The organism is Pseudomonas sp. TH04 (assembly GCF_016651355.1).
GTDB classification, from domain to species: domain Bacteria; phylum Pseudomonadota; class Gammaproteobacteria; order Pseudomonadales; family Pseudomonadaceae; genus Aquipseudomonas; species Aquipseudomonas fluorescens.
The window spans coordinates 4,378,829-4,400,078 of the sequence record NZ_JAEKEA010000001.1; the positions used below are offsets into that span (position 1 = coordinate 4,378,829).

Here is a 21,250-nt window from a genome sequence, read left to right on the forward strand (position 1 = left end):
GTAGCATACATGACCCCACTCTATCGAGGGAAACCCTGATTGCGCAGGCAGGGCCGTCTGTCGCGGCGCCGGGCAGGCGCAGCGATGGAGACTACGCTGTTTATTGGGGAGTGAGTCTTATCTTCAATGAGGTGAGGGATGGTTGAATCGCAGCGAACTCTAACGAAACCGCAGTTGTACGAAGGATTGATCGACCGTTTGGGTCGGGCATTGGATGCTGCAAGAACCGCAGGCCGATTGCGTGATGAACGGCCTTTGGAACTGGAGTTGCGAGGCTTGAGCCAGGCAGAACTTGAATTGATCAAGGTCTACCTGGAATTGAATCACCACCGTGCCTCTCGGGAGCAGGCTTCCCCGCCTGTTCAAGTGCCCTCGCGTTCGGCCAAGGTGATCTGGCTGAAAGACGTGGCTGCCGGTCGCGGCTCCGAAAAACACCGGGCCGTACGCTGCAAGTGACACACAGTGTTAGCCGTCAGCCTTATCTAAAAAGGCGCGTAAAGATTGTCGCTGAACCCCGTTGCATCTAGGCTTCGGGCATCTTTGGAGATGCCCGATGCCTTTTCGTTATTTCATTAAACAGTTGCTGCTGCCGCCCGGTATTTTTTTGCTGTTGCTGGTGTTTGCCTGGTGGTTTCGCAAAAGTCGCCCGCGCCTGGCAGGCTTTTGTTTCGCCGTGGGGTTGGGCGGGATGTGGCTGATCAGCCTGCCGGTGGTGGTGCAATGGGGCGCACATGCCCTTGAAACCGAACCGCCCTTGGCCCGCGAAGAGTGGGCAACGCTGGCCCAGCGCGCCGATGCGATTGTGGTGCTGGGCTCCGGGCGTGAACGCGGTGACCCCGCATGGGGCACCGACCAACCCACCGGGATCGGGCTTGAGCGCCAGCGTTATGCGGCGCGTCTGGCCAAGGCTTCCGGGTTGCCGGTGCTGACCAGCGGCGGCTTGCACTATGGCACGCCGCCGAGTGAGGCTGAGCTTATGGCGGTGTCGATGCAGGATGACTTCGGCGTTACGGTACGCTGGAAGGAAGAGCGCAGCCGTACCACTTGGGAAAACGCGCAGATGAGCGCCGAGATTCTGTTGCCGCAAGGCATCAAGCGTGTGGTGGTGGTGACCCAGGCCTGGCACATGCCGCGCGCCGTCTGGAGCTTTGAGAAGGCCGGTTTCACTGTGGTGCCGGGGCCGGTGGGCTTTTTGGGCGTGGACAATGCCCGGCCCTTGGGCGGCTGGATGCCTGAGTTTGTGTCGGTGTGGCGCAGCGGGCAGTTGATCAATGAGGCGGTGGGGCAGGTGGGGTATCGGTTGTTTTACCGATAGCACCGCAATTCAAAATGTGGGAGCGGGCTTGCTCGCGAATGCAGTGGTTCAGCCAGCCCATACAGTGACTGACACCCCGCTTTCGCGAGCAAGCCCGCTCCCACATTGGTTTTGCAGTGTCTGTTAAACCGTTTTGGACATCCGACCCGCCAGCAGCGCCCAGCCAAACAAGCCCAGGCACACGATGATCAGCGGCCACGAGCGCCATTGCAGGTACGGCGTCAGGTTGTGCATCGGCACCACTTCACCGTAGAGAATCCCGCGCTCGAACTGCGGGATCTGCTCGGTGATCTGCCCAAACGGGTTGATCAGGCCGGTGACACCGTTGTTGGTCGCGCGGATCATCCAGCGACCCGCTTCCAGTGCGCGCATCTGCGCCATTTGCAGGTGTTGCAGTGGGCCGATGGAACGGCCGAACCAGGTGTCGTTGCTGATCGTCAGCAACAGATCGCTCTGGGCCGACAGGCCGGCGGCAAATTCCGGGTACACCACTTCATAACAAATGAACGGCGCAATCTGATAGCCCTTGGCTTGCAGCATCGCCTGATCGGCCGGGCCACGGGCGAAGTCGGACATCGGCAAGTCGAAGAAGGCAATCAGCCCGCGCAGCATGTCTTGCAGCGGCACGTATTCGCCAAAGGGCACCAGCTTCTGCTTCAAGTAAGTGCCTTCGCCCTCGCCAACCACGGTAATGCCGTTGTAGTAGCGCTTCTGGTGGTGCACTTCCTGGCGGATCGGCACGCCGGTGATCAGCGCGGTGTGCCGGTCGGCGGCGAATTTGCCCATCATGCCCAGGTAGCCTTCGACGGATTCCTTGAGCACCGGTACGGCGGTTTCCGGCCACACCAACAAATCGACACGCTTGGAGCTGAAGCTCATGTCGCGGTACAGCGCCAACTGCGCATTGAGCTGCTCAGGGTCCCACTTCATGCTTTGTTCGACATTGCCCTGCACCGCGGCCACGCTCAGGGGGGCGCCAGAAGGCGTCGTCCAGGCATGATGCTTGAGTGCCAAGCCGATGGCCCACGGCGCAACCAGCAGCACCAGGCCCGCACCGATAAAACCGTTGCGCTTGCTCGCCAGCAGGCGCGGCAGGTTGCACAGCACGGCAGCGGTCAATGCCAGGGCGAAGGAAATCAGCCACATCCCACCCAGCGGCGCGAGGCCGGTGAGTGGGCCGTCCAGCTGGCTGTAGCCGGAGTACAGCCATGGGAAACCGGTCAGGAACCAGCCACGAAACGCTTCCTGGCCAACCCACAGCGCAGCAAACGTCAGCGCATCGGCCAGCGGCGCTTCATTACGACGCAGCCAGCGTGCCCATAACCAGGCGGGCAGGGCGAAGAACCAGGCAATCGCAGCGGTAAACAGCAGCATCAAAAAGCCAGCGAGCAACACCGAAGCGCCGCCGAAGTGGTGGATGCTGTAGTAGATCCAACTGGTGCCAGCGCCAAACAGGCCGAACCCGAAACACCAGCCACGGCCCAGGGCCTGACGGGGAGTCAGCTCGCGCAGGCCGATATAGAACACGCCGACGGCCACCAGTGCAAATGGCCACAGGTCGAACGGCGCCAGCGCCAGGGTAGTGATGGCGCCGGCCACCACGGCCAGCAAATTGCCGGGCCAGCCGGGAGCAGTGAGACGGCGCATGTCGGGGTGGGTCATCAGCTATTTCCTGTGTCGCGCCGGGCCTGCTGCGACACAGGGCAGGCGCGAGGAGTGTGGTTTGGTTGTTCCAAATGAATGACGAGTAACGCAGCCCTGTTCCGCAGCAGGCCCGGCCCTTCGGGTTGCCCCTTAGAACGGGCCATGCTGCGTTGCAGGCTTTGAAAAGGGGATGCCATTTCCTCTGGCCTGCGCCTTGCCTGGCCCGTTCTAAGGGGCAATGCGACACAGGAAACAGCTAATGACCCACCCCTTCCTTAGCGGGCAATCGGTGTCAGGCGAATCAGATGAATCCGGCGGCTGTCGGCATTCAGGATGCGGAACCGATACGCGCCGATCTCGGTGGTCTCGTTACGCTTGGGCAGGTGCCCGAACGCACTCATCACCAGGCCACCGACGGTGTCGAACTCATCGTCGGAGAATTCGCTGTCGAAGAACTCGTTGAAGTTTTCGATCGGCGTCAGTGCCTTGACCAGGAAGTCACCGCTGGGCAGAGGCTTGATGTAGCTGTCTTCTTCGACGTCGTGCTCGTCTTCGATATCGCCGACGATCTGTTCCAGCACGTCCTCGATGGTCACCAGGCCCGCTACGCCACCGTATTCGTCGATCACAATGGCCATGTGATTGTGGTTGGCGCGGAATTCGCGCAGCAGCACATTCAGGCGCTTGGATTCAGGCACGAAGGTGGCTGGGCGCAGCAGGTCCTTGATGTTGAAGTTGTCGCCGTTCTCCTTGAGGATCAACGGCAGCAGGTCCTTGGCCAGCAGGACACCCATGACGTCGTCATGGCTTTCACCGATTACCGGGTAGCGCGAGTGCGCCGAATCGATCACGGCCGGGAGGAATTCCCGTGGAGTCTGGGTCGCCTTGATGCTGATCATCTGCGAGCGCGGGACCATGATGTCCCGAACTTGCAGGTCAGCCACCTGGATGGCGCCTTCGACGATGGCCAGTGCTTCGCTGTCCAGCAACTTGTTCTGATGAGCCTCGCGCAGCAGCTCCAGCAGCTCCTGGCGGTTTTTCGGCTCGTGGGCAAAAGCCTGGGTCAGTTTACCCAGCCATGACTTCTGCCCGTTGCTCGATCGGTCTTCGCTCATAGCGATTACTCTAAATCCTTTGTTGTGTCAGTAAGGTGTCGTTTCAGTTTTCGTCGTCAGCGTAAGGGTCGCGGTGACCCAATTCAGCAAGCAACGTTTGTTCCAGTGTTTCCATTTCCTCGGCTTCGTCATCGTCTATATGGTCGTAACCCAAGAGATGCAAGCAGCCGTGGATGACTAGATGGGCCCAATGGGCCTCAAGTTCCTTGCCTTGTTCCTTCGCTTCGCGTTCCACCACCTCGACGCAGATCACCAGATCGCCCAGCAAGGGGATATCCAGTAACTCATCCGGTACGTCGGCGGGGAAGGACAGCACGTTGGTCGCGTAGTCCTTTTGGCGCCAGGTGTGATTCAGTTCACGGCCTTCGGGCTCGTCCACCAGGCGGATGGTCAGTTCGGAGTCGGCGGTGCGCTGGCGCAGGGCCAGTGCGCACCATTGACGGAACTGTTCTTCGCTGGGGGCGGGCGCTTCGGTGGCCAGCTGCAGGTCAAGCTCAAGCATCGCGGCGAACGTCCTTGGCGGGTGCGTCGTCCTTGTGGTCGAAGCGCTCGTAGGCCTCGACAATGCGCTGCACCAGCGGGTGGCGCACCACGTCTTTAGGCATGAAATGCGTGAAGCTGATGCCCGGCACGTCCTTGAGCACTTCGATCACCTGCGCAAGCCCCGACTTGGTGCCCTTGGGCAGGTCGACCTGGGTGACGTCACCGGTGATCACGGCGGTGGAGCCGAAACCGATACGGGTGAGGAACATCTTCATCTGTTCGACGGTGGTGTTCTGGCTTTCGTCGAGAATGATGAAACTGTTGTTCAAGGTACGGCCGCGCATGTAAGCCAGCGGGGCGATCTCGATGACCTGACGCTCGATCAGCTTGGCCACGTATTCAAAGCCGAGCATCTCGTAGAGCGCGTCATAGAGCGGGCGCAGGTACGGGTCGATCTTCTGGGCCAGGTCGCCGGGCAGGAAGCCGAGCTTCTCGCCGGCTTCGACCGCCGGGCGCACCAGCAGGATGCGGCGAACTTGCTCGCGCTCCAGGGCATCCACCGCACAGGCCACGGCCAGGTAGGTCTTGCCGGTACCCGCGGGGCCGATGCCGAAGTTGATGTCGTTGCCGAGAATTTCTTTGACGTAGCGCTGCTGATTCAAGCCGCGTGGGCGAATCATGCCTTTTTTGGTGCGCAGGGCCACGCTGGCTTCGGCCACCGGGTTGTTGGCCAGGTCTTCCACGGCAGATTCCTGCAGGTACAGGTGCACGGTCTCCGGCGACAGCTCACTACCCTTGGTTTCGCGGTAGAGGCGGCGGAGCAGGTTCTCTGCAGACGTGGTGTGCTGGGGTTCACCAATAAGCTCGAACTGATTGCCGCGGTTGCGGATCTCGATGCTCAGGCGTTGTTCGATCAGGCGCAGGTGCTCGTCGAACTGTCCGCACAGGTTGGCGAAACGGCGAGCCTCAAAAGGTTCGAGGATAAAACGATGGGGTTCTGCTATGGGTGCGTTCAAGGTTGCTTTTAGCCGCCCTTTGGCTGTTTAGGTGAAGGAGAGGATAACGCCAGCGCTCGGCGTGCGAAAGCACTTATATATAGCGCGAGTTCAGCGCAGTTCCTATGTGGGAGCGGGCTTGCTCGCGAAGGCGGTGGGTCAGCTAATACATGTATCAACTGATCCACCGCCTTCGCGAGCAAGCCCGCTCCCACATTTTGATCTCAATCAGTCAGAAATATGGGTGGGTTACTGCACCAGCGAGCCGCGCAGCGAGTGCGGTTGCGCCGCATCAATGTGTACGTCGGCAAACTGGCCGATCAGGGTTGGATTGTCGCAACGGAAATTGACGATTCGGTTGTTCTCGGTACGGCCTTGCAACTCGCCCGGGTCTTTTTTCGAGTAGTCGGTGACCAGGATCCGCTGGATCGAACCGACCATTTGTCGGCTGATCTCGAAGCCTTGTTGGTTCAGGCGGTGTTGCAGCGCATTCAGGCGCTCTTTTTTCAGCGCTTCCGGCGTCTCATCCAGCAGGTCCGCGGCCGGGGTGCCCGGACGCTGGCTGTAGACGAACGAGTATGAGAAGTCGAAGCCGACGTCCTCGATCAACTTCATGGTTTGCTGGAAGTCTTTCTCGGTCTCACCGGGGAAGCCGACGATGAAGTCCGAGCTGATGCAGATACCTGGCACTGCCGCACGCAATTTGCGCAGTTTGGATTTGTACTCCAGCGCGGTGTGGTTGCGCTTCATCGCCGACAGGATACGGTCCGAGCCTGACTGCACCGGCAAGTGCAGGTGCTTGACCAGCTCCGGCACCTCGGTGTGTGCCTGAATAAGGCTGTCGGAGAACTCCAGCGGGTGCGAAGTGGTGTAGCGGATGCGCTCGATGCCATCAACGGCGGCAACCACGCGGATCAGCTCCGCCAGGTCGGCCAAGCGCCCGTCGTGGGTCTGGCCGCGATAGCCGTTGACGTTCTGGCCCAGCAGGGTCACTTCGCGCACGCCGTTTTCGGCCAGGTGGATGATTTCCGACATCACGTCGTCAAACGGCCGGCTGACTTCTTCGCCACGGGTGTAAGGCACTACGCAGAAGGTGCAGTACTTGCTGCAGCCTTCCATCACCGACACATAAGCGCTCGGCCCATCGATGCGTGGCTCGGGCAAATGGTCGAATTTTTCGATTTCGGGGAACGACACATCGACCTGCGGCAGCTTGGTGATGCGCGCGGCGTCGATCATTTCCGGCAGGCGGTGCAGGGTTTGCGGGCCGAACACCACGTCGACATACGGCGCGCGGTCGCGGATCGCGGCGCCTTCCTGGCTGGCCACGCAACCACCGACGGCGATCACCATCTCCGGGTTGGCCAGTTTCAATTCGCGCCAGCGGCCCAGCTGCGAGTACACACGGTCCTGGGCCCGCTCGCGAATCGAGCAGGTATTGAGCAGGATTACGTCGGCATCTTCGGCGCGGGCAGTGACTTCCAGGGCCTGGTGTTCGCCCAGCAGATCGACCATGCGCGAGCTGTCGTACTCGTTCATCTGGCAACCGTGGGTTTCGATGTAAAGCTTCTTGGCCATGGGAATCGTCAACTGGTGGTAAAGAACCGCGCATTATAGGGGGCATGCCCATTGGTTCCTAGCGCTGTGCATCGGGTGCCATGCTATAGTTCGCGCCCTCTTTTATATCCCCGATGTGTTATTCGCCCACCATGACGAAACGTGAAGCTCCAATCTACAAGGTGATTTTCCTTAACCAGGGCCAGGTGTTCGAAATGTACGCCAAGCAGATCTATCAAAGTGATCTGTGGGGCTTCCTGGAAGTGGAAGAGTTCGTCTTTGGCGAGCGCACCCAGTTGGTCGTCGACCCGGGCGAAGAAAAACTCAAGGCGCAGTTTGAAGGCGTGGTGCGCAGCTTTGTGCCGATGCATTCGATTGTGCGCATCGACGAAGTGGAGCGCCTGGGCACGCCGAAGATCAGCGAGGCCCGTGGCACCAGCAATGTCATGCCGTTTCCGATGCCGATGCCTGAGAAGTAAGGCGTTAGACCGAGCAGGCCTAAACAGGCACTGAAGAATTAAGGCAGTGGTGAGAAGGGCGAACGCCCATCGGCACTCTGCAATTCCTGCAGATAATTGCGGAAAATCTGGCCCAACACTTGGGTGGCCAATTCCAGCTCATCGCGCTGCATGTGCTCGGCGACTTCGTCGGCCGTGTCCAGCGCGTCTTCCGCACCGTTGACCGCCGCCATTTTCAGCACAATGTACGCCTGGACGTTGTTGGCCGGCACGCCTTCGCCTTTGAAGAACATGTTGCCCAGCTGGAATTGCGCCTGGGCGTGGCCCTGCAACGAAGCCTTCTCGAAGTAGCTCAGGGCTTTGTTGAGGTCGCGGGCAGGGTTTTTTTCGTCGTGGTAGTACTGGCCCAACTCGTATTGCGCCTGCGCATCCCCGCCGTCAGCCTGTTTCTGGCACGCGCTCAGGGCTTCGGCCTGGCTGTCTGGCTGGGTATTGAGGGTGCAACGACCCATCGCTGGGATTAACAACGAGTTGCCGCCTGCTTGTGCATGTGCCAGCAGAGGCTGAAGGAGCAACAGGCAGCCCAGAACCAGGGTGCGGCCGGTGCGTTTCATGGGAATCGACTTACCTCTGACGGGGCACGCGGACCCTCGTGGAGTCCAATAAGCGCGCATTATGAAATAAGCAGGCCCCTGCTTACAAAGTCTTTACTCGTTTTTCTGCTGCGTAGGCAAGTTATCTGCCGGATTGCAGGTGATTTCTCGAAAAAAGTAGGAAATCTCTGTAGGCAAGGTAGCAAATCTGACGCTGCCAGGGGCAACGTCAGATTTATCTGCCCCTTACTTCAGGGCCGCGAAGGCGCGCTCGGCAGCATCCAGGGTCAGTTTCAACTCCGCTTCGCCATGGGCGATCGACGTGAAGCCGGCTTCGAAGGCGCTCGGTGCCAGATAAACGCCGCCTTCCAGCATCAAGTGGAAGAAGCGCTTGAACAGGTCGGCATCGCTGCCCATCACGTCATCGAAAGTGACGATATCGTCGGCGCCACTGAAGTACAGGCCGAACATGCCGCCCGCCTGAGTGGTGACAAACGGAATGCCGGCCGCATCGGCGCGCTGTTGCAGGCCATCCAGCAGGCGAGTGGTGTAGTCCGTCAGTTCGGCGTGGAAGCCCGGGCGACTGATCAGGCGCAGGGTGGTCAGGCCGGCGGCCATGGCCAGTGGGTTACCCGACAGGGTGCCCGCCTGGTAGACCGGGCCCAGCGGTGCGATGTGCTGCATGATTTCGCGTTTGCCGCCGAAGCAACCCACCGGCATGCCGCCACCGATGATCTTGCCGAAGGTGCTAAGGTCCGGCGTGACACCGTAATAAGCCTGGGCGCCACCGAGGGCAACGCGGAAACCGGTCATCACTTCGTCGAAAATCAGCACCACGCCGTGCTTGTCGCACTGTTCGCGCAGGCCTTCAAGAAAGCCTGGCGCTGGCGGTACGCAGTTCATGTTGCCGGCGACCGGCTCGACGATGATGCACGCGACCTCTTGACCGACTTCGCTGAGCATCTGCTCGACGGCGGCGATGTCGTTGAACGGCAAGGTCAGAGTGTGTTTGGCAAACGCTGCCGGTACACCGGCCGAACTCGGTACGCCCTGGGTCAGCAGGCCGGAGCCGGCTTTCACCAGCAGGCTGTCGGAGTGGCCGTGGTAGCAGCCTTCGAACTTGATGATGCTGTCGCGGCCGGTGAAACCACGGGCCAGGCGAATCGCACTCATGGTGGCTTCGGTGCCGGAGCTGACCATGCGCACCATTTCCATCGACGGCACGATCGCGCACACCAGATCGGCCATCTCGGTTTCCATGGCGGTCGGGGCGCCATAGGACAAACCGTGTTGCAACTGCTGGCGCACTGCGTCCAGCACCTGCGGATGGCTGTGGCCGAGGATCATCGGGCCCCAGGAACCCACATAGTCCACGTAGCGCTTGTCATCTTCGTCGGTGACGTACGCGCCTTCGGCGTGCTTGAAGAACAACGGCGTGCCGCCCACGCTCTTGAACGCACGCACGGGGGAGTTCACACCGCCGGGGATGTGTTTCTGGGCATTGGCAAACAGGGTTTCGGAACGGGACATGATCGGGCTCTCTAAACTGAATACTTAAGAAGATCGTTGAACGCGCGCGCGCGGCGGGTGACTTCCTGGGTGCTGTCGGCACCGAACAGGCCGTGCACCACGGCGAGCAGGTCGGCACCGTGGGCCACCAGCGGTTCGGCGTTCTCCAGGGTGACGCCGCCAATCACACAGATCGGCAGTTGCAGGCGCGCGCGGGCCTGGGACAGCATTTCAACAGTGGCGGCGGGTGCGCCGGGCTTGGTGCTGGAGTTAAAGAAGCGACCGAAGGCGACGTAGCTGGCGCCTTCTTTGGCGGCGTGTTCGGCCAGTTCGATCTGGCTGTGGCAAGTAGCGCCGATGATCGCCTTGGGCCCCAGTAATGCTCGGGCCGGGGTCAGCGGGCCGTCGGTCTGGCCCAGGTGCACGCCAACGCCCAGGCGCGCGGCCAATTCGGCGTCATCGTTGATGATCAGTTGCGTCTTGTAGCGCGAGCACAGCTCTCGCAGTTTCTCCGCTTCACGCAAGCGCCGGGCTTCATCGCTGCTTTTGTCGCGGTACTGCAACAGGGTCACACCGCCGTCCAGCGCCGCTTCGACGTAGGCGAGGAATTTGCCGGCCAACAGTTGACTGTCGGTAATGGCGTAAAGGCCACGTAGTTTCATGGGGCAGGCCTCTTGCTGTTAAAAGCACAAAGTTACGAGCAGAAATCCAGCGGCAGCCGGCGCGGCACAAACTGGCCCTGGCCGAGTTGTTCAGCGTCACGCAGGGTGCGCCAAGTGTAGTTGAGCGCCGATTGCACGGCGCTGACCAGGCCTTCGCCTTGAGCGATCCGACCGGCCAACGCGCTGGCGAGCGTGCAGCCTGAGCCGTGATAGCTGCCGGGCAGGCGCTGGCAGGTGAAGGTCTGGTGTGTGCCATCGCGGCTGTAGAGGCGGTTGTGCACTTCATGCTCGTCGCCGTGGCCGCCGGTAATCAGCAGGTGCTTGATAAACGGCAAGAGCTTCTCGGCGCACTCGTCGGCCGTGCCATTTGGCAACTCGGCGAGAATGCGCGCTTCCGGCAAGTTGGGCGTGGCGATCAACGACAGCGGTAACAGCCGCTCACGCATGGCGTAACCCACTTCGTCCTTGCCCAGGCTGCCACCGCCGCCGGCACGCAGCACCGGGTCGCACACCACCGGCAGGTGCGGGTGCGCCTGCAGCAGTTCGACCACGGTGTCGACCATCGCGGTGGAGCCGAGCATGCCGAGCTTTACGGCTGCCACTTCGGAGTCGCCGAGCACGGCATTGGCCTGGGCCATTACCCACTCGCGGTCGAGCACACGGAAGTCGATGACATTGACGGTGTTTTGCACGGTCAACGCGGTGACGGCCGGTGCCGCATGACAGCCTTGGGCAAGCAGGGCTTCGATATCTGCCTGCAAGCCGGCGCCACCACTGGGATCATGGCCGGAGAGACAGAGGACAACGGGGCGAGAGCTGTAGATATTCATGGTGCGCGAGCTTACCACCAAACGCTTTTTGCGTGGCTGTTGGGCGAAGGGGAAATTTCGGTGTCTGCCCGGGCGTGTTTAGCGCTGTTTACGCGTTGCTTTTTACGTTTAAAAAACGCGCTGAAAGGCCCGTTTTAGAGCCTTTCAAAAAATTATTTCAATGGTGTCCAATGGCCTCTACCGGCTATGCTAAAGTGGATCCAAACAAACTACTGTATCGCCGGTGTACGTCTACTCAAAAGGAATGGGGGGCTTTTGACACAACCGGGCAGGCCACGCTGGGGCTTTATGCGCTATTTGCTGATCTTATTATTGTGCGGGCTGCCGATGCTCGCCGGCGCCGTCGAGTTCAACCAGGGCACGCGAAGCCTGCCGCTGGGCCGGGTCATGCAAGTGCTCGAAGACCCCACCGACGCCCTCACCATCGCTGACGTCAGTTCCCCCGCTTACGCTGCTCAATTCAAACCCCATGACAAAGCCACCCTCAACGCCGGTTACTCGCGCTCGGTGTTCTGGCTCAAGGTCGACCTGCATTACACCGCCACTGACCCCCGCGCGCCACGCACCTGGTTTCTGGAGCTGGCATACCCACCGCTGAATCATCTGGACCTGTACCAGAACGACGGCACCGGCAACTACCGGTTGGCCACCCGCACCGGCAGCACGTTGCCGTTTTCCAGCCGTGAAGTACGGGCGAGCAACTACCTGTTCAAGCTCAACTTTGTGCCCAACCAGCAACACACCGTCTACCTGCGCCTGCAAAGCCAAGGCTCGATCCAGGCCCCATTGACGCTCTGGTCCGCCACTGCCTACCTTGAAGAACAGCCTCTGCGCCTGTATGTGTTGGGCGCAATCTATGGCGTCTTGCTGGGGATGCTGGTCTACAACCTGTTCATCTACTTGAGCGTGCGCGACACCAGCTACCTTTATTACATCCTCTATATCGCCTCGTTTGGCGTTTACCAGCTGTCGGTCAATGGCGTGGCCGTGGAGTACTTCTGGCCCAACAACCCGTGGTGGGCGAACGCGGCGGTGCCGTTCCTGATCGGGTCGGCTGCGCTGTTCGGCAGCTTGTTTGCCCGCAGCTTCCTGCACACCGCACAACACAGCCGCTGGCTCAATCGCATATTGCTGACCCTGGCTGCTTGCGGTGGCGTGGTGATGGTATTGGCGCTGTTGACCAGCTACGCCGTGGCCCTGCGCCTGGCCACCGGCCTGGCGCTGGTGTTCACCGTGACCATCTTTATTGCTGCTATCAAGGCCTGGTGTTGCGGCCAGCGCATGGCGCGCTATTTCATCATTGCCTGGTCGGCGTTTCTGCTGGGTGGGGTGGTCAACACGCTGATGGTGTTGGGTTACCTGCCCAATATGTTCCTCACCATGTACGCCAGCCAACTCGGCTCGGCCATCGAAGTGGCACTGCTTTCCCTGGCCTTGGCGGATCGCATCAACGGCATGCGCGAGCAGCAGGCGCAGATTCTGTTCGACGCCAGCCAGAAGCTTGAAGTGCTCAACCAGCAATTGGCGCGCAGTAACCGGCTGAAAGACGAGTTCCTCGCCACCCTGACCCACGAGCTGCGCACCCCCATGAACGGCGTGATCGGCTCTTTGGAGTTGATGCAAACCGTGCCGCTGGACGAGGACCTGGCCCAGTACCAGCAAACCGCCGCCGGTTCCGCGCGGGACATGATGCGTATGGTCAACGGCATACTCACGCTGACCGAGTTGCAGGCCGGACGCCTCACGGCCCAGCCCCAGGTGTTCAGCCTGCGTGGCGCGCTCGACACCTTGCGTCAGCAATTCTGCGCCAGCGCCCAGAGCAAAGGCCTGGCATTTTCCATCGACGTGGCCGACGAGCTGCCGGACCGGGTGATCGGCGATGCGGACAAACTGATCCACTGCCTGGACTGCCTGCTCGACAATGCCTTCAAGTTCACCCACGAAGGCGCTGTGCGCTTGCGCGTGGTGGGTGTGCCGCAAAGTGATGGCGGGCTGTGCCTGAGCTTTATTGTGACCGACAGTGGTATTGGCTTTGCCTTTCTCGACGAGGCCACGCTTTATCAGCGCTTCTTCCAGCTCGACGGCTCGACCACCCGTGAATACGGCGGCCTGGGGATCGGCCTGGCGATTTGCCGGCAGTTGATCGAGCTGCTCGGTGGGCGCCTGACCCACCATTCCGAGCCGCGCAAGGGCAGCCGCTTCCAGTTGGACGTGAGCGTCAGCCCGGTGCCGCTTGAGCCAAAGCCGGTGGGGCAGGTGCCCCTCACCCAGCGCGCCGCACAGGATTGCACGGTGCTGTTGGTGGACGACAATAGCGTGGGCCAACTGGCGGTGCGCGGCATGCTGCTCAAGCTGGGTTACCGGGTGAAAACCGTGGACAACGGTGCGGCCGCTCTGACCCTGTTGCAGGCTGAAACATTTGATGCGGTGCTGCTCGATGTGCCTGAAGGCGGCTTCTCTCTGTGTTGTCAGATTCGTGCGCTGCCCGGCTGCGGCGAGCTGCCGGTGATCGCCCTGAGTACCTCGCTGCAAGCCCCGGATCGCGAGCGCTGTCATGGCGTAGGCGTTACAGATCGTCTCAGCAAGCCGGTGCGTTTCGAGGCGTTGCAGGGCGTGCTGGAGCGCCTTCTGCTGTGCCCGTTAGAGGGCGAAAGCGCCGGACATTAGGCGCGTATGCCACTTTTTTAAGCCGGATGACGGTGCTTAACTGAAATCCAGGCCTCAATGCACGTGGCCTTTTCCAGGAGGCCCGTCATGAACCTGCATCAGTTCGCCGAAACCCACGACGTCACCAACCAGCCGCCGTCTCTGGACGGCACCAACCTGTACCGCATCGACCTGCCGCTGCAAGAGTGGTCGCGCCGCTATGGCGCCGGCTGGGCCGAGGCGCGTATCGACGCGTATGGCGCGCTGGCGGGTGGGCCACTGATGGCGGCCGGGTTCCTGGCGAACCAGAACAAACCGGTGTTCAACAGCCATGACCGTTATGGCCATCGTATTGACCTGGTGGAGTTTCATCCGGCGTATCACGAACTGATGCGCACGGCCGTCGAGCATGGCCTGCCGTCGCTGCCCTGGGCCCATCCGCAGTCGGGCGCGCATGTGGCCCGCGCCGCCATGACGTACCTGCACAGCCAGGCCGAAGCCGGTACCGGTTGCCCGCTGACCATGACGTTCGCCTGCGTCCCGGCGCTGCGCCTGCAACCGGATCTGGCGCAGACCTGGCTGCCGAAAATTCTCAACACCGAATACGACCCGCGCAACGTCGGTATTGCCCACAAAGCCGGCGCCACCATTGGCATGGCCATGACTGAGAAACAAGGCGGCACCGACGTGCGCGCCAATACCACGCGTGCTTACCCCGTGGGCGCGGGCGGCCCTGGCCAAGCCTATGAACTGGTGGGGCACAAGTGGTTCTGCTCGGCGCCGATGTGCGACGGGTTCCTGACCCTGGCCCAGACCGACAAAGGCCTGACCTGTTTCCTGCTGCCCCGGCACCGCCCGGATGACACACGCAACGAGTTCTACATCCAGCGCTTGAAAAACAAACTCGGCAACGGCTCCAACGCCTCCAGCGAAGTGGAGTTTCGTGGCGCCCTGGCCTGGATGATCGGCGAAGAGGGCCGTGGTGTGCCGACCATCATCGAAATGGTCGCGATGACCCGTTTCGATTGCATGGTGGGCTCCAGTGCGTTGATGCGTCAGGCGCTGACCCAGGCCAGCCATCATTGTGCCCATCGTTTGGTCGGCGGCCGCGTCCTCAGTGAACAGCCACTGATGCAGAACGTGCTGGCCGACCTGGCCCTGGAAAGTGAAGCGTCGCTGGCCTTGAGCATGCGCATGGGCCGCGCGCTGGATCACCTTGATAACGAGCAGGAAGCCAAATTCGCCCGGCTGGTGACGGCGGTGGGCAAGTATTGGATCTGCAAGCGCGCGCCGGCGATGATCAACGAGGCCGCCGAGTGCATGGGCGGCGCGGGCTATGTTGAGGACAGCATTCTGCCGCGCTTGTACCGGGAGGCGCCGGTGAATTCGACGTGGGAAGGCTCCGGCAATGTTCAGTGCCTGGACGTGCTGCGGGCGCTGTCCAAAGAGCCGGGTGTGCTGGAGGCACTGTTTGTCGAGTTGGGGAGTGGGCATGGCGACAAACACGTGGCGCGGCACATCGAAGCGTTGAAGTCGGCCTTCATGGACACTCAGGATATCCAGTACCGTGCGCGCCAATTGACGGAGGACATCGCCGTGGCGTTGCAGGCCAAGCTGTTGCTGGAGGCCGGGAATGCGGCGGTCAGTGATGGTTTTATTGCCAGCCGACTGGGCGAGTCGTCCGGTCGGGTGTACGGCACTTTGCCGCGCGGTGTGAATGTTGAGGCGATTGTCGCCCGCTCGACCCCAAACCGCTGACTAAACTCGCTCAAAATGTGGCAGCGGGCTTGCTCGCGAATGCGCTGTATCAGTCGCCTATTCAGCAACTGACAGACCGTATTCGCGAGCAAGCCCGCTCCCACATTGATCGCAATCCAATTCCACTGTTTCAGTGAGGCCGGGATACAGGCAAGATAAAGGTCTGCACGTCAGAACACAGGATGCTTACCGTGACCGAAGCTTTTGTTGTCGTTCAAACCGCTGAAGAAGCCGTGGATCGGCTGGCGGCTCTTCATGAGCGTGCTACCGGCGCGCTCAATCAAGCCCTCAAGCAATACCTCAAGGACCGCGTCGAACCCGACGCCGAACAACGCGCACTGTTCCGCTATCCTGAACTGCGCCTGACCTACCACTGCCACGGCGAAGTCCCACAGACCACCCGCGCGTATGCCAAAGTCCAGCTGCCGGGGACCTACAGCGTTACCGTTACCCATCCGGCGGCATTCCGTAAATACCTGTTGGAGCAACTGGTGCCGCTGATGCACGACTTCACCGTAACGGTGGAAGTCGGCGTCAGCCAGCAGAACATTCCCTACCCGTATGTGGTGGAGCAGGGCGACGAATTGGCCGGCTCCGGCGTGACTGCCGCGACCCTGGCGCGCGTGTTCCCCAGCACCGATTTGTCCGCCGCCACCGATGGCATTGCCGACGGCCTCTACGACTGGGAAAACACCGACCCGCTGCCGCTGGCGCTGTTCGATGCCGCCCGCGTGGACTTTTCCCTGCGCCGCCTGGTGCACTACACCGGCAGTGACTGGCGCCATGTGCAGCCGTGGATCCTGCTGACCAACTACCACCGCTATGTTGACCAGTTCATCCTGCATGGCCTGGAGCAACTGCGTAGTGACCCACGGTTTATCCGCATGGTGCTGCCGGGCAACGTGATCATCGACAAGAGCATGGATCACGGCGAAGCGTCGGCAATTGCTGCCGGCGTGGTCTGGCATCGTTATCAGATGCCGGCCTATCACCTGCAGGCCACTGACGGCCACGGCGTGACGTTGGTGAACATCGGCGTCGGCCCGTCCAACGCAAAAAACATCACCGACCACCTTGCGGTGCTGCGCCCACATTGCTGGCTGATGATTGGTCACTGCGGCGGCCTGCGCCAATCCCAGACCATCGGCGACTACGTACTGGCCCACGCCTATATGCGCCGCGACGGGATTCTCGACCGCGTGGTACCGCCGAACATCCCGATCCCGGCCCTGGCCGAAGTGCAGATGGCCTTGCAGCAAGCGGCGGCGAATGTCACCGGCGAAAAAGGCGAAGAGCTGAAAAAACGCCTGCGCACCGGCACCGTGCTGACCTACGACGATCGTAACTGGGAGCTGCGTTGGGCCCAGGAACGGCCGCTGATCAACTTGTCCCGCGCGGTGGCCGTGGACATGGAAAGCGGCACCATCGCCGCCCAGGGTTATCGCTTGCGGGTGCCGTATGGCACGTTGCTGTGTGTTTCGGACAAACCACTGCACAGCGAAATCAAGCTGCCGGGTTCGGCCAACGCGTTCTATGAACGTGCGGTCAGCCAGCACTTGAAGATCGGCATCGAGGCGGTGGACCTGTTGCGCACCGAACTCAACTCGCTGCACTCGCGCAAACTGCGCAGTTTCGACGAACCGCCGTTCCGCTAAGCGGTTGGGATGGTCATTTAACGGTCAGGCCACTAGCATTGTCGGTCCTGACCGTTAGATGTTCCTTTGCCATGTCCCGTCCCTCCCGTCCCGATTCGCGCCGCCCTGGCGTGAAACCGCCTTACTCCGCAGCGCGTCGTGTCGCCAAAGCGCCACCGGCCGAGCCGAAGTTGGTGCTGTTCAATAAACCGTTCGACGTGCTGACCCAGTTCAGCGACGAAGGCGGGCGCGCGACCCTCAAGGATTTTATCGACATCCCCGGCATCTACCCGGCGGGCCGCCTGGACCGTGACAGCGAAGGCCTGTTGCTGTTGACCAACGATGGCCAACTGCAGGCGCGGATTGCCGACCCCAAGCACAAGCTGGCGAAAACCTATTGGGTGCAAGTCGAAGGCGAGCCCACCGAAGAGCAACTGCAACGCCTGCGTGACGGCGTGGAGCTTAACGACGGCATGACCTTGCCCGCCGAAGCTCGGCAATTGGAGGAGCCCGAGCTATGGCCGCGCAACCCGCCGGTACGGTTCCGTAAAAGCGTGCCGACGCACTGGCTGGAGCTGGTGATTCGCGAAGGGCGTAACCGCCAGGTACGGCGCATGACCGCTGCGGTGGGCTTGCCGACCTTGCGCCTGGTGCGCGTGCGTATCGGCGAGTGGTCGATTGATGGCCTGGATCAAGGCCAATGGAAGGAAGTGCCGGCGCGGTTATAGCGCGCCGGACTCGATCAGGCCGATCACCACGCTTTTGATGATGAACGCCGCCACGCCCAGGCCCAGCACAAAAAACAGAATGAACGAGCCAAAGCGCCCGGCTTTGGACTTCTTCGCCAGGTCCCAGACGATAAAACCCATGAAAATGATCAGAATGGTGACCAGGCCGGTCATCATCCATTCTTCAAACAGGGCAGGGTCGATGTTGTTCATGGGCTTTTTCCGACAGGGCGGGCGGGCAAGTATACGGCAGCGTTACAGACGCAATATTGACCTGAGTCGAAGTGCAGTCCAAATGTGGGAGCGGGCTTGCTCGCGAATGCGGTGGGTCAGCCACCTATTCATTAACTGACAGACCGCATTCGCGAGCAAGCCCGCTCCCACAGGGGATCTTCAGTGTGTTTGAGATCAGGTACGCAGGTGCGTCAGCGGCAGCTCGGTGCTGTTCAATACCTGGTTGAGCACAAAGCTGGAGCGCACGCTGGTCACGCCTTCAATGCGGGTGAGGTGGCCCAGCAGCAGTTTTTGATAGTGATCCATGTCCGGCACCACCACTTTCAACTGATAGTCAGCATCCATCCCGGTCACCAGACTGCATTCCAGCACTTGCGGCAGCGTGCGAATCGCGGCTTCAAAGTTCTCGAACCGCTCGGGCGTGTGGCGGTCCATGCCGATCAGCACATAGGCCGTGAGGCTCAAACCGAGCATCTTGCGGTCGAGCAGGGCGACCTGGCGTGCGATGTAGCCGTCATCTTCCAACTGCTTGACCCGGCGCGAGCAGGGCGACGGCGACAAGCCGATGCGTTCGGCCAACTCCTGGTTGGAGATCCTCGCGTCGCGCTGCAATTCCGCCAAAATACTCAGGTCGTATCGGTCAAGCTTGCTCATTGGGTTGGCCTTTGTCGTAACTATTGCGGCGAATTATCTATGAAGGGTTAAAAATTGCGCAAGCACTGTTTATTGACGCAATCTTCGCAATCATCTATCGGCGCGTTGGGCCTATGATTACCAACAGAATCACCGCCTGGACAACAGTCCACTGCAGCCAGCCCAATCAGGCCCGCTGCGGCCGCCACCCCAGCAGGGTTGAGCCGGCCTCCAGGCTGCACACTGTCCACAAGACGGCGTGAGGTGAGCCAACGTCAAAAGCGTTGAGCCAGGACGAAATTCTCAAGGGGTGGCCGACGGGTCACCCCTTTTCTTTTGCGTGGGTTTTACCTGCCTCTCTTTATCTGCAAACAAAGTTCTCGTGACTGATAACCTGTCTCAGAACCGGGTGAGGCTTTTCCAGTCTCATACTATGAGGCCGGACACTCGAGGCCCTAATCCGCAGTGAGGAATAGCATGAAGCGCATCTGGCGTATGGCAGGTGTAGGTTTGCTGATGGTCACCGTCGGCACGCAAGTGATGGCCGACGACCCGCGCTCAGAAGGCGGCGGTCAGCATGAAAGAGGCCCGGAAGGCGGGCGGCAAGGTAACGAACAGCCGCGCCCGCAAAATAACCCACCGCGCCCGCAGAACAATCAACCGCGCCCGGAGAATAACCAGCCGCGGCCACAGAACCCACAGTTCGAGAACCATCCGCCGCGCCCGCAGAACCAGCACTTTGATCGCGCCGAGCAACCGCCGCACGGCGGCGGGCAGTGGCAAGGTCGCCCGCAAGGTGCCGAGCCGCCTCGGCCAGCACCGCAACCGGCGAATAATCTGCCGATTCAAGGTCGCCCGGACACGGTTCGGCAAACCCAGGAGCCGCGCCAGGGCAACTATCAGGACATCCCGCGCCGCAACGACGGCAACCCGCATTGGCAGGCAGGGAATGGCGCACGCCCAGTTGGCGGCTTCAATGGCCACCCCAATGACAACCGCTGGCCAGGTCGCCCTGATGGGCACGGCAACGGCTGGGGCCCGGGGCCGCAATATCGCCCAGGCCATATGGTTGATCGCTTCCCCGACCGTAACTACCGCGTGCCCTACCGTGGCCAGGATTACTTCTTCTCTGGCGGCTACTGGTATCGCCCGCAAGGCCCGCGTTACGTGGTGGTGACGCCGCCCTACGGCATCCGTGTGCAGTACCTGCCGGACTATGCGCGGGAAGTGTGGGTGGGCAGCGCGCTGTTTTTCCTCGCCGCCGGTGCCTATTACACCTACGAAAGCAGTACCCAGCAGTACGTGGTGGTGCAACCGCCGACAGAAGTGCCGGCGCCGCAACCCGCACCGCAAGGCAATGGTTATGACGTGGTCGCCTATCCGGCGAACGGCCAATCACCGGCCCAGGTGCAGCAGGATGGCTACGACTGTTATCGCTGGGCGGTGCAGCAAAGTGGTTTCGATCCGCAGGCGGTCTCCTACGCCCCGGCCCCGGCGGTGGTGCAAACCTACCGCCAGGCCCAGGGTAACTGCCTGACCAGTCGTGGCTATCAGGTGCAGTATTAGGCCTTGGCGCCCGTGACGACTTCCCTCGGGTCGGCGTGCACCAGCACTTCGGCCCGAGGGTAGGCTTTGTGAATGGCATCGGCGGCCTGGTCGCTGATGCCATGGGCCACTGACAGCGTCAATTCGCCGGGCAATTCCAGATGCAGTTGCACAAACCAATGGCTGCCGGAGATCCGCGTGCGTAAATCATGGGCACCCAGCACGCCGGGGACGCCACGCGCCAGTTCCAGCATGTGCTGGCTGACGTCCGGCGGCAGTTCCTCGTCCATCAACACCGCAAAGCTTTCCCGGGCGATCTGGATCGCACTCCACAAAATGTAGACGGCAATTCCCAGGCCGAACCACGCGTCGACTTGATGGAAACCAAAACCGGCCAACACCAAGGCCACCAGGATGCTGCCGTTGAGCATCAAGTCCGAGCGGTAATGCAACGAGTCGGCACGCACCGCGTTGGAGCCGGTTTCGCGAATCACGCGGTGTTGCAGCATCAGCAACGCCACGGTCATCACCAGTGAAAACACGATCACGCCGATGCTCAACCACGGTGCGCCGACCGGTTCAGGATGCTGCAAACGCTGGTACGCCTGGAACGCAATCAGCAGCGCACTGCCGGCGATAAACAGTGCTTGAGCCATGCCCGACAGTGATTCCGCCTTGCCATGCCCATAGCGGTGATCGTCATCGGCCGGGCGCAGTGCGTAATGCACCGCCAGCAGATTCAGCAGCGACGTCACGCCGTCGAGCAGTGAGTCGGTCAACCCGGCGAGCATACTCACCGAGCCACTGAGCCACCAGGCGATGGCCTTGGTGATAATCAGCGCACAGGCCACGCCCACCGAAGCGCGGGTGGCCAGGCGCAAGAGCCTTGCGTGTTCGGGGCTGCTCGTCAT

At 61.2% G+C, this 21,250-nt stretch carries 20 protein-coding genes; 8 read left to right on the forward strand and 12 right to left on the reverse strand.

The window, feature by feature from the left end:
• The first annotated feature begins 138 nt into the window (after nucleotides 1–138).
• On the forward strand, nucleotides 139–456 hold the full coding sequence (locus JFT85_RS19705; RefSeq protein WP_053258166.1) for a hypothetical protein: 318 nt from the start codon (nucleotides 139–141) through the stop codon (nucleotides 454–456).
• A 97-nt stretch (nucleotides 457–553) separates the two neighbouring features.
• Nucleotides 554–1,315: a YdcF family protein gene (locus tag JFT85_RS19710; protein WP_053258165.1), complete on the forward strand. Its 762-nt coding sequence runs from the start codon at nucleotides 554–556 to the stop codon at nucleotides 1,313–1,315.
• Nucleotides 1,316–1,438: 123 nt separating this feature from the next.
• On the opposite strand, the gene lnt is transcribed toward JFT85_RS19710, so the two are convergent.
• The 5 genes from lnt to miaB form a co-directional block, all read right to left on the reverse strand.
• Nucleotides 1,439–2,962 (reverse strand): apolipoprotein N-acyltransferase, encoded by a 1,524-nt coding sequence (lnt, locus tag JFT85_RS19715; protein ID WP_069551258.1) that lies wholly within the window; start codon nucleotides 2,960–2,962, stop codon nucleotides 1,439–1,441.
• A gap of 272 nt (nucleotides 2,963–3,234) precedes the next feature.
• Entirely contained in the window at nucleotides 3,235–4,074 is an 840-nt protein-coding gene (locus tag JFT85_RS19720; protein ID WP_015373027.1) for an HlyC/CorC family transporter, read from the reverse strand.
• 43 nt (nucleotides 4,075–4,117) lie between these two features.
• Nucleotides 4,118–4,576, reverse strand: a complete 459-nt coding sequence (gene ybeY, locus JFT85_RS19725) for an rRNA maturation RNase YbeY (RefSeq protein ID WP_053258164.1) — start codon at nucleotides 4,574–4,576, stop codon at nucleotides 4,118–4,120.
• Entirely contained in the window at nucleotides 4,569–5,573 is a 1,005-nt protein-coding gene (locus tag JFT85_RS19730; protein WP_053258163.1) for a PhoH family protein, read from the reverse strand. The genes ybeY and JFT85_RS19730 overlap by 8 nt, the downstream gene beginning before the upstream one ends.
• Nucleotides 5,574–5,801: 228 nt before the next feature.
• Complete coding sequence (gene miaB / locus JFT85_RS19735; RefSeq protein WP_201230314.1) at nucleotides 5,802–7,130, reverse strand: tRNA (N6-isopentenyl adenosine(37)-C2)-methylthiotransferase MiaB; 1,329 nt, start codon at nucleotides 7,128–7,130, stop codon at nucleotides 5,802–5,804.
• Between the two features lie 131 nt (nucleotides 7,131–7,261).
• On the opposite strand from miaB, the gene JFT85_RS19740 reads away from it, so the two are divergent.
• On the forward strand, nucleotides 7,262–7,588 hold the full coding sequence (locus tag JFT85_RS19740) for a DUF1820 family protein (protein ID WP_003194436.1): 327 nt from the start codon (nucleotides 7,262–7,264) through the stop codon (nucleotides 7,586–7,588).
• 38 nt (nucleotides 7,589–7,626) lie between these two features.
• On the opposite strand, the gene JFT85_RS19745 is transcribed toward JFT85_RS19740, so the two are convergent.
• The 4 genes from JFT85_RS19745 to JFT85_RS19760 form a co-directional block, all read right to left on the reverse strand.
• Nucleotides 7,627–8,181, reverse strand: a complete 555-nt coding sequence (locus tag JFT85_RS19745) for a tetratricopeptide repeat protein (protein WP_053258161.1) — start codon at nucleotides 8,179–8,181, stop codon at nucleotides 7,627–7,629.
• A 225-nt stretch (nucleotides 8,182–8,406) separates the two neighbouring features.
• Entirely contained in the window at nucleotides 8,407–9,690 is a 1,284-nt protein-coding gene (hemL, locus tag JFT85_RS19750; protein ID WP_069551220.1) for a glutamate-1-semialdehyde 2,1-aminomutase, read from the reverse strand.
• Nucleotides 9,691–9,701: 11 nt separating this feature from the next.
• Entirely contained in the window at nucleotides 9,702–10,331 is a 630-nt protein-coding gene (gene thiE, locus JFT85_RS19755) for a thiamine phosphate synthase (protein ID WP_053258159.1), read from the reverse strand.
• Between the two features lie 32 nt (nucleotides 10,332–10,363).
• Entirely contained in the window at nucleotides 10,364–11,161 is a 798-nt protein-coding gene (locus tag JFT85_RS19760) for a hydroxymethylpyrimidine/phosphomethylpyrimidine kinase (protein WP_053258158.1), read from the reverse strand.
• Between the two features lie 288 nt (nucleotides 11,162–11,449).
• Between JFT85_RS19760 and JFT85_RS19765 the strand changes: the two genes are divergently transcribed.
• The 4 genes from JFT85_RS19765 to JFT85_RS19780 all read left to right on the forward strand — a co-directional run bounded on the left by JFT85_RS19765 (nucleotide 11,450) and on the right by JFT85_RS19780 (nucleotide 17,927).
• Nucleotides 11,450–13,828 (forward strand): hybrid sensor histidine kinase/response regulator, encoded by a 2,379-nt coding sequence (locus JFT85_RS19765; protein ID WP_078827379.1) that lies wholly within the window; start codon nucleotides 11,450–11,452, stop codon nucleotides 13,826–13,828.
• A gap of 87 nt (nucleotides 13,829–13,915) precedes the next feature.
• Nucleotides 13,916–15,565 carry an acyl-CoA dehydrogenase family protein gene (locus tag JFT85_RS19770; RefSeq protein WP_053258156.1) on the forward strand — a complete coding sequence of 550 codons (1,650 nt, stop codon included), beginning with the start codon at nucleotides 13,916–13,918 and terminating at the stop codon, nucleotides 15,563–15,565.
• Between the two features lie 182 nt (nucleotides 15,566–15,747).
• Nucleotides 15,748–17,220 (forward strand): AMP nucleosidase, encoded by a 1,473-nt coding sequence (gene amn / locus JFT85_RS19775; RefSeq protein WP_162232034.1) that lies wholly within the window; start codon nucleotides 15,748–15,750, stop codon nucleotides 17,218–17,220.
• A gap of 71 nt (nucleotides 17,221–17,291) precedes the next feature.
• The gene (locus tag JFT85_RS19780) at nucleotides 17,292–17,927 is read left to right on the forward strand and encodes a pseudouridine synthase (protein ID WP_053258154.1); all 636 of its coding nucleotides are present in this window, start codon (nucleotides 17,292–17,294) and stop codon (nucleotides 17,925–17,927) included.
• Here the strand turns inward: JFT85_RS19780 and JFT85_RS19785 are convergent.
• Entirely contained in the window at nucleotides 17,922–18,131 is a 210-nt protein-coding gene (locus JFT85_RS19785; RefSeq protein ID WP_025999909.1) for a DUF2788 domain-containing protein, read from the reverse strand. The genes JFT85_RS19780 and JFT85_RS19785 overlap by 6 nt on opposite strands.
• Nucleotides 18,132–18,335: 204 nt before the next feature.
• Nucleotides 18,336–18,815, reverse strand: a complete 480-nt coding sequence (locus tag JFT85_RS19790; protein WP_003194418.1) for an Lrp/AsnC family transcriptional regulator — start codon at nucleotides 18,813–18,815, stop codon at nucleotides 18,336–18,338.
• Between the two features lie 456 nt (nucleotides 18,816–19,271).
• Between JFT85_RS19790 and JFT85_RS19795 the strand changes: the two genes are divergently transcribed.
• The gene (locus tag JFT85_RS19795) at nucleotides 19,272–20,360 is read left to right on the forward strand and encodes a DUF6515 family protein (RefSeq protein ID WP_201230316.1); all 1,089 of its coding nucleotides are present in this window, start codon (nucleotides 19,272–19,274) and stop codon (nucleotides 20,358–20,360) included.
• On the opposite strand, the gene JFT85_RS19800 is transcribed toward JFT85_RS19795, so the two are convergent.
• Nucleotides 20,357–21,250, reverse strand: coding sequence for a cation diffusion facilitator family transporter (locus tag JFT85_RS19800; protein WP_069551215.1), 894 nt, complete (start codon nucleotides 21,248–21,250; stop codon nucleotides 20,357–20,359). The two genes, JFT85_RS19795 and JFT85_RS19800, sit on opposite strands and share 4 nt — an antisense overlap.

Bases quoted from the DNA above. Each gene is read 5' to 3' on its own strand.
- JFT85_RS19705 (WP_053258166.1), top strand. From the start codon at position 139: ATGGTTGAATCGCAGCGAACTCTAACGAAACCGCAGTTGTACGAAGGA.
- JFT85_RS19710 (WP_053258165.1), top strand. From the start codon at position 554: ATGCCTTTTCGTTATTTCATTAAACAGTTGCTGCTGCCGCCCGGTATT.
- lnt (WP_069551258.1), bottom strand. From the start codon at position 2,962: ATGCGCCGTCTCACTGCTCCCGGCTGGCCCGGCAATTTGCTGGCCGTG.
- JFT85_RS19720 (WP_015373027.1), bottom strand. From the start codon at position 4,074: ATGAGCGAAGACCGATCGAGCAACGGGCAGAAGTCATGGCTGGGTAAA.
- ybeY (WP_053258164.1), bottom strand. From the start codon at position 4,576: ATGCTTGAGCTTGACCTGCAGCTGGCCACCGAAGCGCCCGCCCCCAGC.
- miaB (WP_201230314.1), bottom strand. From the start codon at position 7,130: ATGGCCAAGAAGCTTTACATCGAAACCCACGGTTGCCAGATGAACGAG.
- JFT85_RS19740 (WP_003194436.1), top strand. From the start codon at position 7,262: ATGACGAAACGTGAAGCTCCAATCTACAAGGTGATTTTCCTTAACCAG.
- JFT85_RS19745 (WP_053258161.1), bottom strand. From the start codon at position 8,181: ATGAAACGCACCGGCCGCACCCTGGTTCTGGGCTGCCTGTTGCTCCTT.
- hemL (WP_069551220.1), bottom strand. From the start codon at position 9,690: ATGTCCCGTTCCGAAACCCTGTTTGCCAATGCCCAGAAACACATCCCC.
- thiE (WP_053258159.1), bottom strand. From the start codon at position 10,331: ATGAAACTACGTGGCCTTTACGCCATTACCGACAGTCAACTGTTGGCC.
- JFT85_RS19760 (WP_053258158.1), bottom strand. From the start codon at position 11,161: ATGAATATCTACAGCTCTCGCCCCGTTGTCCTCTGTCTCTCCGGCCAT.
- JFT85_RS19765 (WP_078827379.1), top strand. From the start codon at position 11,450: ATGCGCTATTTGCTGATCTTATTATTGTGCGGGCTGCCGATGCTCGCC.
- JFT85_RS19770 (WP_053258156.1), top strand. From the start codon at position 13,916: ATGAACCTGCATCAGTTCGCCGAAACCCACGACGTCACCAACCAGCCG.
- amn (WP_162232034.1), top strand. From the start codon at position 15,748: ATGCTTACCGTGACCGAAGCTTTTGTTGTCGTTCAAACCGCTGAAGAA.
- JFT85_RS19780 (WP_053258154.1), top strand. From the start codon at position 17,292: ATGTCCCGTCCCTCCCGTCCCGATTCGCGCCGCCCTGGCGTGAAACCG.
- JFT85_RS19790 (WP_003194418.1), bottom strand. From the start codon at position 18,815: ATGAGCAAGCTTGACCGATACGACCTGAGTATTTTGGCGGAATTGCAG.
- JFT85_RS19795 (WP_201230316.1), top strand. From the start codon at position 19,272: ATGAAGCGCATCTGGCGTATGGCAGGTGTAGGTTTGCTGATGGTCACC.
- JFT85_RS19800 (WP_069551215.1), bottom strand. From the start codon at position 21,250: ATGACGAGCAGCCCCGAACACGCAAGGCTCTTGCGCCTGGCCACCCGC.